12 protein-coding genes are annotated in these 13,096 nt (G+C 39.6%); 7 read left to right on the forward strand and 5 right to left on the reverse strand.

Annotation, left to right across the window (positions count from 1 at the left end; translation table 11 throughout):
• Positions 1 to 94: 94 nt before the first annotated feature.
• Positions 95 to 400 carry a hypothetical protein gene (locus tag E2R66_RS27585; protein ID WP_133237014.1) on the reverse strand — a complete coding sequence of 102 codons (306 nt, stop codon included), beginning with the start codon at positions 398 to 400 and terminating at the stop codon, positions 95 to 97.
• A 666-nt stretch (positions 401 to 1,066) separates the two neighbouring features.
• Here E2R66_RS27585 and E2R66_RS29365 point away from each other — a divergent pair.
• Positions 1,067 to 1,237 (forward strand): DUF2630 family protein, encoded by a 171-nt coding sequence (locus E2R66_RS29365; protein ID WP_133237036.1) that lies wholly within the window; start codon positions 1,067 to 1,069, stop codon positions 1,235 to 1,237.
• A 44-nt stretch (positions 1,238 to 1,281) separates the two neighbouring features.
• Positions 1,282 to 2,367, forward strand: coding sequence for a sensor histidine kinase (locus E2R66_RS27595; protein ID WP_133237016.1), 1,086 nt, complete (start codon positions 1,282 to 1,284; stop codon positions 2,365 to 2,367).
• Positions 2,368 to 2,512: 145 nt separating this feature from the next.
• Here E2R66_RS27595 and E2R66_RS27600 read toward each other — a convergent pair whose 3' ends face one another.
• Positions 2,513 to 3,694, reverse strand: coding sequence for a sensor histidine kinase (locus tag E2R66_RS27600; protein ID WP_158288530.1), 1,182 nt, complete (start codon positions 3,692 to 3,694; stop codon positions 2,513 to 2,515).
• A 193-nt stretch (positions 3,695 to 3,887) separates the two neighbouring features.
• Here E2R66_RS27600 and E2R66_RS27605 point away from each other — a divergent pair, with 193 nt between their 5' ends.
• The 4 genes from E2R66_RS27605 to E2R66_RS27620 all read left to right on the forward strand — a co-directional run bounded on the left by E2R66_RS27605 (position 3,888) and on the right by E2R66_RS27620 (position 10,286).
• Positions 3,888 to 4,919: a chemotaxis protein CheB gene (locus E2R66_RS27605; RefSeq protein ID WP_133237020.1), complete on the forward strand. Its 1,032-nt coding sequence runs from the start codon at positions 3,888 to 3,890 to the stop codon at positions 4,917 to 4,919.
• 158 nt (positions 4,920 to 5,077) lie between these two features.
• Positions 5,078 to 6,241 (forward strand): PAS domain-containing sensor histidine kinase, encoded by a 1,164-nt coding sequence (locus tag E2R66_RS27610; RefSeq protein WP_133237022.1) that lies wholly within the window; start codon positions 5,078 to 5,080, stop codon positions 6,239 to 6,241.
• A 66-nt stretch (positions 6,242 to 6,307) separates the two neighbouring features.
• Positions 6,308 to 9,847: a chemotaxis protein CheB gene (locus E2R66_RS27615; RefSeq protein ID WP_133237024.1), complete on the forward strand. Its 3,540-nt coding sequence runs from the start codon at positions 6,308 to 6,310 to the stop codon at positions 9,845 to 9,847.
• Between the two features lie 73 nt (positions 9,848 to 9,920).
• Complete coding sequence (locus E2R66_RS27620) at positions 9,921 to 10,286, forward strand: response regulator (protein WP_133237026.1); 366 nt, start codon at positions 9,921 to 9,923, stop codon at positions 10,284 to 10,286.
• An 89-nt stretch (positions 10,287 to 10,375) separates the two neighbouring features.
• Here E2R66_RS27620 and E2R66_RS27625 read toward each other — a convergent pair whose 3' ends face one another.
• Positions 10,376 to 10,942: a chemotaxis protein CheB gene (locus E2R66_RS27625; protein ID WP_133237028.1), complete on the reverse strand. Its 567-nt coding sequence runs from the start codon at positions 10,940 to 10,942 to the stop codon at positions 10,376 to 10,378.
• 843 nt (positions 10,943 to 11,785) lie between these two features.
• Positions 11,786 to 12,211, reverse strand: a complete 426-nt coding sequence (locus E2R66_RS27630) for a HEPN domain-containing protein (protein WP_133237030.1) — start codon at positions 12,209 to 12,211, stop codon at positions 11,786 to 11,788.
• 278 nt (positions 12,212 to 12,489) lie between these two features.
• Here E2R66_RS27630 and E2R66_RS27635 point away from each other — a divergent pair, with 278 nt between their 5' ends.
• Complete coding sequence (locus E2R66_RS27635; RefSeq protein ID WP_240049542.1) at positions 12,490 to 12,669, forward strand: ATP-binding protein; 180 nt, start codon at positions 12,490 to 12,492, stop codon at positions 12,667 to 12,669.
• A 15-nt stretch (positions 12,670 to 12,684) separates the two neighbouring features.
• On the opposite strand, the gene E2R66_RS27640 is transcribed toward E2R66_RS27635, so the two are convergent.
• A complete protein-coding gene (locus tag E2R66_RS27640) occupies positions 12,685 to 12,969 on the reverse strand; it encodes a circadian clock KaiB family protein (protein WP_133237034.1) in 285 nt (94 codons plus the stop codon).
• Between the last annotated feature and the right edge of the window lie 127 nt (positions 12,970 to 13,096).

The raw sequence follows: 13,096 nt of genomic DNA on the forward strand, positions 1-13,096 counted from the left end.
TTTCATACTAACTGCGTTTGTCGTTATTCACAATTAGTATTTATTTGACCGATTAGCGATGGCCTTTTTATCAACTTTTCAACACAGAACAATTTTATTCAGCCATTTTTAAACAGGCTCTGAATCGTCCTAAAATAGTTTTAAAAGGGGCCGCTTGGTAATAAGCGGCTTTTTTTATGCGCAGTCCATCACAAAATAAAAAGTCGTTCCGGCACCCGGCGTACTTTCGACCGGTATTCGGCTGCTGTGATAACCCAAAATCTCCGAAACAAGGTAAAGCCCGATCCCCAAACCGGATACGGCCTTGATTCTTCATCCCTGGAACGACAAAGCCGTTCGAACGGCGCTTTTGATCTTCGGCGCTGATCCCTACGCCCTCATCCTTTATAAATATCTTCACCTGCTTGTCCAGCTTTTCACAACGTTTGGTTTATAAAATGTGCTGAGGTCCCGCTAAAAACGACCGTTTTTTCGGGGATGATCGCGATGTAATTTCTACCTTTTGCAAAGACAAAGCATACCCCGTGTCGTTGTGTCCTTAACCTTTATAATGTCTTAACTCTCAAACAATTTCTGTTTGATTTGTTATACCTATACACTCCTATCGATCGCTTCTCTATATTCATCATAAATGACTACAATTAAAAATATACAACCTGTAAGTGCAGAATCGGTTTTCCAATTATTAAAAAGTGATTTCGCTTATGGGGTCAATCTAAAACTGGATTCGAGCCGGGGCATAGAATAGGCTCATGTTTATGATGTGATCAATATTTCCTTACCCGAAATTATAGCAGGTACCGTTTTTGCCGTAACAGTTAATGAGGATGAAATAGAAATATCGAGTAACGGTGACGATAGTGAATACAATACAGATTTACTTGAACAACATCTGTATGGTTTTCTTCTTGAAAAATGCAGTTAAGAAATTGATAATAGGGCTTTTACATACATTTATTAACTGTTATCAAGGCAACAAGTAAACTAAACAACATGGAAGCGAAAAAAGAAGATAATTCCGTCATGGATAATATCAAACAATTAACCGAGAAAAAAAAACAATTATATAGCATCCGAACTCAGTGATGAGGATGTAAAAGATTTGCACACGGTCAAATCTAAACTTGACCAGAATTGGGATCTGCTTCGACAGCGCCGGGCGTTTCGTGACGCGGGTGACGACTCGAATAGGGCGGATACGCGGTCTGTTGATACAATTGAACAGTATAAAAAATAAATATAAGTGAAACGCTTGCCAAAGCCGGCTATTATTAAAGGGGTATGGTTAATCAAAATCAAAAAATAAACAAACTCATTGAGCTAAATGATGAGTTGGAGAATTATTTCAGAAACACAATTATTCCACAATTATTTGTGGACAGTGACCTGATCTTAAGAAAGTTTACCCCTCCGGCTATGAAACAGTTTTCTTTAAAAACTGATGATGTAGGTAAGAACATTGACGAGATTAAGGATAATTTCCGATTCCCTACAATAGTTGAGAATATTGAACAGGTCATCAAAAGCAATGAGATACTCGAGAAGGAAATCCAGACTACGGATTCGAGATGGTATCAAATGAACATCATACCCTATGTCATAATAAAAACTAAAAAGACGAACGGGGTAATTATCACATTTGTGGAAATAACAAACCGGATAAAGGATTTGGTTAATCAGGAAATGCTGATTGCGGATCACGAGACCTTGCTGGATACAATATCTCATGATATTAAAGGGCCGCTGACCAGTTTGCTGCTGACAATCAATCAGATAAAAAAAGTATCAACGGATAAGTCCAAAGCATTTTTAATGTTTTTTGGGATTTTAGAGAGTTCTGTTAAAAAAATGCAGTCTATTATAACCGAATTAACCGACGCGGGAAAACTGAAGCATAAATATAAAGCAGAGGAAGAACTTTTAGATTTCGAAGACATTCTCGAAGATGTTCGTCTTACCCTGGCGGGAACAATCATGGAATCAGGTGCTGCAATCAATTATCATATTAAAGTATCAGAGATTTTATTTTCCCGTAGAAAACTCAGGAGCATAGTTTATAACCTGGTCAATAATGCCATTAAGTTTCATACGCCCGGTTCCCCACCTGAAATAACAATAAGCACCAAAAAAGATAAAAAACAAATTGTAGTCTCCGTAAAGGATAACGGTATTGGCATATCGAAAAATAAACATAAGGATGTTTTCTCTAAGTATGCCCGTGTAGAAAACACCGTTGAAGGTTCTGGCATCGGGCTATATTTGGTTAATGAAATTGTCACTAATTCCGGCGGAAAAATTGTATTGAAAAGCGAATTAGGGAAAGGTTCGGAATTCAAGGTTTATCTAAATACACAGGAATTGAAATAATCTAATCTCGTAAACCTATTGAGATACTATAATGTCTTTTTTTAGCCAAAGAAAATTACACATATATATGCTGAACCCTAACAAGATGGTGTACAATATTACATATCTACGCAGGCATATTTGTTTTATAATATCTCATTTGATTTTAGTCTTCAATGGGCAAGGTAAACCAAAATGAAGACCCAACACCAATTTGGCTATCAACCCCTATTTCTCCACCGTGTCTCTTGATTATCTCTGAAGAGATATAAAGTCCAAGGCCTAAGCCAGAACTTTGAATTTCGCCTTTTTTAACCTGATAATAACGATCAAATAAATGCGGAACATCCTCGGGGGGAATGCCGTTACCTTTATCAGTTACCGAAATTTTAATACGGTCCGTTAGCTTTTCAACTTTAATAGCAATTTCTTCAGATAGTGGTGCATACTTCACCGCGTTATTAACGAAATTCACTAGTATCTGGTCGATTTTATGTCTGTCAGCGTAAATTTCTGTATCAAGATCGCCGCTATGTGTTACGTAATGTTTCCTGTCTAACCTCACATGGTTACAACAGCCTTCTATAACATCTGAGAGCGGAAATTTTATTCTATGTATAGAAAGCTGCCCCTGTTCGAGTTTTGACGAATTTAAAAGGTCTTCAACCAGATGGATTAATTTCCCAACGTATAGCTGTCCTTCGTGAGCAAGCGTAACGATTTTTTCAGGAATGTTACTTTCCTTCTTAATCATCCGGTTCAGTAATTGCAAAACTGCTTTCAGCCTGGTTATTGGCGTCTTCAGTTCATGGCTGGCAATACCTATAAACTCTTCTTTTTGCAATTTAAGCGCATGCTGTTCTGTGATATCTTCAATTGTAGTATAACCCAGGTTCGTACCCTGATCGGGAAATAAGATTGATGTAACTCTTACCCGGATCAGCGTTTTATCCTTTCTTATCAAAACGGTTTCTAATGTAAAAAACGGAGTTGATTCTTCCCATAGGTGCTTTTGAAGTAAAGCCCAGTGCTGATGTTCAGATTCCGGCGAATAATCGAGTATCCGTGTTCCGATGATGTCTTCTTTTTTACTATATCCCAAAAGAGCAACCATCGCCGGATTGATCTGGATGATCTTGAGATCTGAAGAAATGATCTTATTTCCTAGTCTTGAAAATTCAAAAACCGTTCTGAAACGCATTTGACTTTCCTGGTAAGCCGTTTGACCAGCATCCGAGGTCTCAATGCATTTAAGTTGCTGTATTTCAGTTCGTAGCGCTAAATTCTCGTTCTTTACAGAATCAATTATTTCTAAATATTTGCTTGAATCGTTATTATCACCTTCCATTTTTTTCAAGTATTTACGCTGCCAATATACCACTTTTTTAAGAAGCAGGACTTTCTTACAGCAGGCGATAGTCCATATACTACAACAGCTTCAAACATTTCAGGAATTAAGCGCTTGTGATAACAAATGTGTTCCGGTCGCATTTGAAAAAGTTGTCTTAATCCTTTCTTAATAGCCGGCGCGAACTTATATAATGGAAAAGAGGAATATTATAGTCATCGGAGCCTCCACCGGTGGCGTTGAGGCATTGAAACAGTTAGTGCAGGAACTTCCGTCGGATTTGAATGCCTCCATCTTTATTGTGTGGCACATGAGTCCTACTTTGCGCGGGTTTTTGCCGGAAGTTTTAAACAGCCTGAATACCATCCACGCGGCAAATGCTTACGATAAAGAGGTTATAATTCCCAATCGTATTTACGTGGCTCCACCCGATCACCATTTACTGGTTGAAGAAGGGCGGGTAAGGGTCACACGCGGGCCTAAAGAAAACCGTTTTCGTCCCGCAGTCGACCCTCTATTCCGTTCTGCGGCTTATGCTTATGGCAACCGGGTAATCGGAGTGGTTTTATCTGGCCAACTGGATGACGGAACCGCTGGTTTGTGGCGTGTGAAGTACAGCGGCGGCCTTGCCGTAGTTCAGGACCCAGCTGACGCTATTGCGCCTTCTATGCCTGAAAGTGCGCTTCGTGAATTAGAGGTAGATTATTGCGTGCCGGTCGCCGATATGGGAGCTTTGCTGGTAAAATTATCTTTAGAAACAATCAATGAAAATGTAGCGGTAATGAAAGATGAAAAAACAAAAATCGAGATTGGCATTGCAGCTGAGGAGAATGGTCTAAATCGGGGATCTTTGAATATTGGCGAGTTGTCACGGTATGCCTGCCCTGATTGTCATGGCATATTATCAAAAATTATGGATGGCAATATTGTCCGCTTCCGTTGCCATACAGGTCATGCTTACTCGGCGGACACCCTGATGGCAGCACTTACCGAAAATATTGAGGACAGTTTGTACAGTGCCATCCGGGGCATGGATGAAAGCATTTTGATGCTAAATCAAACCGGCGACCATTATGCAGAAGCTAATCAGCTTAAACTGGCAGCAATTTATTTTAAAAAAGCTAAAGAGGCTGAAGAACGTTCTGAATTAATACGTAAAGCCGTACACAGACATCAGCAGCTTAGCAGGGATATCATATTAGAAGACGCTGAACAGAGTTTATAATCTACCGATGTATTCAAAGTTTTTCCTTTGAGGAGAAACTTTGATTTTCTTAATATTAAAGGGTCGAAACAAAGGCGGTTCAAATTTGTTTTCTCAAAGCAAATTGTTACTTCTTAATTGCTTGATTATTGAAGTATTAGGAAACACACATACATTTCATGGACACTATTGAAAGTTTAAAAAAAGAAAACTTACATTTAAAAAAGGAAAACCAGCGGTTAAAAGCTTCGGGAAATTTGGCAGCTATTGAAAATGATGAGCTAATAACCTATCAGGCTTCCCAAATCCGATTTCGGACGATATTTGAAACATCCAAACTGGGTAATAAAATAATTACGCCAGATTTAAAGATCATCGATGTAAACCCGGCATTATTAGCGTTATTAGGTTATGACCGCAACGAGCTTATTGGTTCAACGATACTTGACTTTTCTCCCGTAGAGCATCATCAGCATTGGCAAATGCTACAGAAAAATCTTTGGAATAGATCTTCGCCATCTTTTACATTAGAAACTTGTCTGAGAAGAAAGGACGGTAATTTGATCTGGTGTAATGTGAATTCTATTCTCTTCGAAGACAACAATGAAACATTCGGCTTTACTATTATTGAAAACATTACCGCTAAACGTGAGATCAGGCTTCATAAGGATGAATTTATCAATATCGCCAGCCATGAATTAAAAACGCCTTTAACGAGTTTAAAAGCTGTTATTCAATTATTTAACAGGATACTGAAAAAAGACACCTTAATAACTGATAAAGTAATTGACCTTGCTCGGGATGCGGAAAGGTATGTTCAAAAGCTTAACCATTTGGTTGAAGATCTTTTAAATTCTACCCGAATGGGCGAAGGTCAGTTGACCTTAAACAAAAGGCGATTGTCATTAAAAGATATTTTGGAAGATTGTTGTAACCATGTCCGGTTAAATGTAAACGGGTCGCACGAGCTTATTCATAAAGGCGACCTTGATGTCGAAGTATTCGCTGATAAACACAGGATAGATCAGGTACTCGTTAATTTCGTTAATAACGCGGTTAAATTTGCTCCTGAATCAAAAGAGATCATTATTCATGTAGATGATCTGAATGATAGCGTTAAAGTTTCAGTCATTGACAAAGGGAAAGGCATTTCTGCCGAATACGTGCCTTTTTTGTTTGACAGGTATTACTGTGTCAATGAAAACCGCAATCAGGGTCTGGGCCTTGGACTGGGCCTATATATTTCTGCAGAGATCATCCGAAAACACGACGGCCAGATCGGCGTCGATACAGAGGCCGGAAAGGGTGCTTCCTTTTGGTTTATCATACCGAAGAACCTTTAATTATGATATACAACACTACTCATCACTTATAGAAGTTTTAAATACACACCGATTCAAACGCAAGCCATGTTGAAAGCACCCCATCATATCATTGCCATTGGTGCCTCTGCGGGCGGCATGGAAGAGATCAATTCTTTTTTTGATCACACCCCCTTGGATGGTGTTTCGTATGTGATTGTACAGCATTTATCATCCGATTTTAAAAGCCGGATGGTTGAACTGTTAACCAGGCACAGTAAGCTGGTTGTTGAACAAGCTCAGGACGGCATGACCGTTTTAGGCAACCAGGTTTATCTTATCCCGAGTGATAAGTTCATGACCATAAAGGAGAACAAATTGTATTTGACGGGTAAAGAGCATGGTAAAACCCCGTACTTAACGATCAATACTTTCTTTAGTTCACTTGCAGCAGATTATGGCAAAAATGCAATCGGCGTTATCCTTTCAGGCTTAGGTTCTGACGGGACGGACGGTATTAAGGCCATTAAGAAGGCTGGCGGCATGGTGATTGCCCGTGATCCTAAATCTACGGAGTTTGGCAGCATGCCTTCACATGCTATCGCTACAGGGCTGGTGGATTTTGTGCTGGAACCGTCAGCAATGCCGGATGCAATTGAAGATTATGTAAAAAACGAAGGTGATTTAACAATTGATCAGGAAGATGATGAAAAACAGCTCGCAGCGATCATTGAACTGCTTAAAGAGAGATCATCTCTTGATTTTACGGATTATAAATTACCGACGATATTACGCAGGACCAAAAGAAGGGCGGCCTATGGTAATTTTACTACGCTGGCAAATTATCTTAATTTTTTAAAAGTTACCCCGCCGGAGATAGACGCACTTACGAAAGAATTCCTGATCAGTGTGACCTCCTTTTTCAGGGACAAAGAAGCATATGAGTTCTTAAAAGCCAAGGTGTTACCATACATCATCGATATGTTGCCCTATGGTGAGGAGCTGAAAATATGGGTAGCCGGTTGTGCAACCGGTGAAGAGGCTTATTCCCTGGCCATCCTGATAGCCGAATGCATGCCACGCGTCATGGCGGATACCGTTGTAAAGATCTTTGCAACCGATATTGACAATGCCGCCCTGATACATGCTGGTAAGGGCGTTTATAACAGTAGCATATCAAAGAACGTATCTACTGAGCGGCTTGAAAAGTATTTTATAAAAGAAGGGGACACCTACCGAGTAAAGCCCGTCATCCGTAAAATGCTGATCTTTGCACAGCATGACTTGGTGAAAAATCCGCCCTATTGCAATATGCATCTGATCAGTTGCCGTAACCTGTTGATTTACATGGCCCCGGTTTTACAAAAGAAAATATTTGGCATGTTGCATTTCGGGCTTAAGAGACACGGTTACTTATTCTTGGGTACAAGCGAGAATCCGATGCCGATCATGAAAAATCTGGAAGTGGTTCATAAAAAATGGAAAATATATAAGAACCTGGAAACAAACCGGACAGTAACTTTTGATGCTTTTTCTATGCCTGATTATTTTGAAACCAAACCTAAAGCAACTCAAATTCTGCACGAAGACGACGCTAAGCATACCAGCCATACCCTGACCGAAGCGATGCTGGAAGGCCTGGCTAAAAGGTCGGACTTCCTTGCCGTTTGTATTGATGACAACAACCAGGTCATAAAATCTTACGGCGATACGACCAGGTATTTACTCCATAAACATTTCAGCTCGAACCTGCCTGAACTTTTGCCTAAACCACTTGCAGTAGCTTTTAATACGGTGAAAAAAAAGGTATTGAACACCAACGAGGCGGTAGTTTTGAACGGAATAAAAATCAAACAGGGGACACTCTTTGTTAAAGTAAGCCTTTCGGTTAGTCCTTTAGTATTAAAAGGTCAAGGCCAATTATTATTGGTAACGTTCAGTGAAGATAAATCTGTTAACACTTCATCAACAGATACCGTGTTTGATGAAAAAATATATCTTGATCAATACGTTGTCAATCTGGAAGAGGAGTTAAAGGAATTAAAGGATCAGCTGCATGCTTCTAACGAAAAACTTGATGCTTCTAACGAAAACTTACAATCTTTCAATGAGGAACTGATCTCTTCCAATGAAGAAATGCAGAGTACCAATGAGGAAATGCAATCTGTTAATGAAGAATTACATACTATTAATTCGGATTACCAGCTCAAAAACAAAGAACTGCTCGAAATTAACGACGATCTCAATAACTATTTCCGGAGCAATATTAACGGTCAATTATTTATTGATAATGAATTGCGGCTGATGAAATTTTCTCCGGGAACAGTAAAGCAGATCAACTTGCTGGATACGGATATAGGAAGACCGCTGAGTAATATATCTACCAATATCAGATTTGAAACGATCATCGAGGATATCGACGAAGTATTAGCCAATGGCAGCATTATTACGAAAGAAGTTGAAACTAATAATGGTAAATGGTACCAGGTAATGACCATGCCTTACGTTCAGCAGGCTGACAATAAAAACACCGGTGCAATTGTTACGTTTAATGACATTACTGAATTAAAGAAAACACAGCAGGAATTAAATGCCAGCAATAAAATGCTTGGTATTGCCTTAGATTCGGCTGCAATGGGTATGTGGTCAATAGATGTAGAAACCCGCGAATTTGCTCCATCCGAACGGCTTAAGGAGATATTTGGCTTTCATCGCGATGAACAAATGACCTATGAAGCAGCAATCACCCAAATTGATAGTAAATATCAAACGACAGTTACTGATGCGGTTGAGGCCAATATCAAGCAGGGAATTAAATTTGATATAGAATACCCGCTGCGTGGATTTCATGACGGAAAGCTTCGCTGGGTCAGGGCCAATGGAGACGTATCCCACAATCAGGATAATAAACCGGCCTTTTTTACAGGTGTAATACATGATATTACGGAGCAAAAGCAGGACGAAATCCGAAAAAATGACTTTATAGCTATGGTGAGCCATGAGCTTAGAAATCCACTTGCTTCCCTTCAGGGGTATATTCAACTATTAACAGCCAGGGCGAAAAAGGACGAGGATAGCTTTAGGGTAGATAAGCTGGATAAAGCACAAAACCAGGTTAAGAAGATGACCGTCCTGATCAACGGCTTTTTAAATGTTTCAAGCTTTGAAGCCGGGAAGATTTATTTGAATGAGCAAACATTTGAAATAGACTCCCTTATCAATGAAATTGTAGAGGAGGTTGTGCTGACGACTGTAAGCCACAATATTAAATTCAGCCCATGTACATCTTTAATGGTAAAGGCTGACAGGGATAAAATAGGTCAGGTGATCAATAATTTTTTAAGCAATGCCATAAAATATTCACCGAACGGTAAAAACATTGAGATATCCTGCGATGTTACAGAAGATGGCGTAAAGGTAGGGGTTAAAGATGAGGGCATGGGCATAATCCAGCAGGACCAAAAGAAATTGTTTGACCGTTATTACCGGATCGAAAATAGGGATACCCAGGCTATAGCCGGTTTTGGCCTTGGTCTTTATTTGTCAGCTGAAATTGTCCAGCGGCATAATGGGAAGGTTTGGGTAGAAAGTGAACAAGGCAAAGGGTCGACGTTTTTCTTTAGTTTACCTTTACAAGAAGTGAATTAATTCTTAACCGAATAACACCATTGGCACATTATTAGTTGATTTAAAATAGTTAAGTTCAAAGTTCCGATATTTTATGAGCAAAAGAATACTCATTCTTGATGATGACCCTGATATCTTGGACGTTCTTTCCTTAATATTGGTAGAAAGCGGCTATGAAATTCGAGCATTATCAAACGGGGATACAGTATTTGATGATATAAGAGACTTTCAACCTAACTTAGTATTAATGGATGTAATGCTGGCTGGTTTGGACGGCCGCACCATCTGTAAAAAGGTAAAGGAAAATCATTTGACCCATTTTGTGCCCATTATTTTGATTTCCGGGACACACGATCTTGCTGCATCATTACAATTGCCTGGTGCTCCAAATGATTTTGTTGCAAAACCTTTTGATATTGATCATTTGCTCCAAGTGGTTGACAAGCATCTGGCCGTATAATCGGAAGAATATTTCGGAAAATTCTGATAAAAAGTTTACTTGCATTGTAATATATTCTACAGTCGAAAATAAATATTATGCTTTATGCTCTAAATTTTAAGCGCAGAAGCCAAACTTTTTAGTTTATCAGGAATCTTGTCGAGCGGTATAACGAAGTCTACATTACCCGAATGCTGGGCACTAAGTGGCATGAATTCTACCTCTGCAGAGATATCTTGAGCAAAGGTATTTCCTCTGTTTGCCTTAATTTGCTTGCATCCCGCAGTCCCATCATGATAATATCCTGAAAGGACAATGCCTATTGCACGATTACCCATTGCTGCTGCTAAAGAAATAAAAAACAAATCAATTTGGTTGTTCCTGCGTGAGCGAGGACAGATGACTTTGAAAGTAAAATTTTCCATTAGAAGATTTGAGTCCGGTGGAATTACATAAACATGATCTGCTTCAATCTGCATTGCATCAGTAGCAACCATTACAGCCATTCTGGTATGACCCGACAATATTATAGCTAACAGGCTATCGGCAGTGGGACTCATGTGAGAAATTATAACAAAGGCCATACCCGTATTTGATGGCATGGCACCCAAAAGCGCTTTATATGCGTTAAGCGCACCTGCTGAGCCGCCAATACCAACAATAAGATAAGGGTGCATCGCTCTTATATCTACTAAAGATATAACCTTTTTCCATTATTCAAACTTTTCCTCTTAATTATTTTGACCTACACTACGGGTCTTATCTTTTTATTAGCAACTACTTTAGATTTCCCGACGCATTGGTATTAATTATCACCACCCAAAAATTGATTATGCAACTCACCTTTTGTAGACTCGAACACCAAAAGCCCTTAAACCGTTTTTTCTTATGTATTTTCTAACGCTCTCGTTATATGCCGTAGGCACCCTTGTCGTTACCATAATTAAGTTGTTTGAATAACAAGGCATGTTACATACGTACCCATTTTCAACGCTTAGGCACCAAAAGCGCAAGGCGGGTGAAATGTCAAGGCCGAAGCACCGCTAAAAAACAAATTAAAATGCTTCGCTTGTATAGCCTTTAGGTTTCACCCGCCGGTCGGTAACTTTGCCGGACGCGGTGAAATGGGATTATAATATTTGAGTGATGGGAAAGCAGGTGTGTAATGAGGAACGAATTTCACTCCTGCCGGCGGCAGCGAGGCTGACGGCGCAATGCAACCCGGCGCGATAGCGCGAGGTGCAATGAAGCCGCCTGCCGTAGCTGCATGGTTTCAACGGGTGTACGTGTCGTTTTGCTTTTCGCCAGCAAAGCCAGACGATTAAAATCAACCGCCGACATGCGACTTTTGGGTGCTAAGCGATACCATCTTTACGGTCAAAGTTTTCAGAATTAAGGCAAGGCGAACTAATGCCCGCTTGCCAATACTGCTGAGGCTGTCAACGCTTATTATCTTGTATATATTGCTTGTAAACTCTTTCTGCGACTTTATTAAACTTTGTTACCTGTTTTGATAGTATTCATACCGAATCTCCGTCAGGATCAAATGAACTATTATATCGTGATTGTGAGTAGGCGTTTTGCAACAATTGATATAGTTGCGCCCCCTCTGTGGTATTCAATTCAAATACCTCTTTTAGTTCATCGGTAAATAATAAGGTTAGCCTTAACAACCTTGATACATTATGCATCTGCACCCGGTAGCCTATAACGGCTTGTATAATCGCCTTCAAAACGCTTTCAGCGGATTGGTGCAAAAGAAATGCTGTAAGCCTAAAATTATTATCGGCGCGGTATAATTCTGCGCCTCTTAAAAATTCGCTGCCCTGTTTACCCCACCTTTCCCAATTGAACTTTGCTCTTTCCAATAATACCTCCTTGGTTATTCCTATATGCTCTGGTAATATTAATTCGGGCGATTGGTATAAGACAAATCCCTTTTCCATAACGGTTGACCAAAATCGCCTGCCGATATTAAGCGCTTCTTTTGCGCTGTTTGCCTTGTGGACTATGGCATGTACATGAGCAAGGTACTGGCAATTGTCTTCTATCTTATTACTGCCCCCATTGCGCTAAAAACTATAAGACCCGAACCAAGAGCAGTCGAAAAATTGGCCTTAGAAGAAATTAAAAATCTTCTTGTAAAACGTTGTGCGCAGGTTCAAATGATTATTCATTTAGGAACACACTCCAAGCCAAAGGGAAAGGTATTTCTGCCGAATATGTGCCTTTTTTGTTTGACAGGTATTATTGTGTCAATGAAAACCGCAGTCAAGGTTTGGGCCTGGGGCTGGGTTTATATATATCCGCAGAAATTATTCGCAAACACGGTGGTGAGATCGGTGTAGATTCGCATGTAGGAAAAGGTTCGACATTTTGGTTTATCCTATCTAAAGGGCTTTAGTAAAAATATATTGTCCTAACTATGCCGTATTTTTATATCCAAACCAACCAGCACTTTTTCTTTATCAGACAGATCTCCAACTAATGTTCGGATAGGATTTGGCAACTTTCTAATCAGCGTTGGTGTGGCAATTATCTGTTCACCTTCGGCCAGTTGCGGATGCTCTCTTAGGTCTATCACTTCCAAAGTATAACTACCTTTTAAATGCTCCTCACAGTATTTGCCGATGTTTTCAATCGCTTTAATTGATTTTTGAGTTTTACCAGCAATATAAAGGATAAGCTTATGATGTTCTTTCATATCAATTTATAGGATTATGTATTTAGTTCGCATTTAATCATTTTGTAATTTACGGGTTTAGCCTCGGTCATTCTGGTTATAAGTTTATCAAAAATTGAGTTCATATGCCCCCTTCTGTTAAAACGGA

Source organism: Mucilaginibacter psychrotolerans (assembly GCF_004519315.1).
Classification (GTDB): Bacteria; Bacteroidota; Bacteroidia; order Sphingobacteriales; family Sphingobacteriaceae; genus Mucilaginibacter; species Mucilaginibacter psychrotolerans.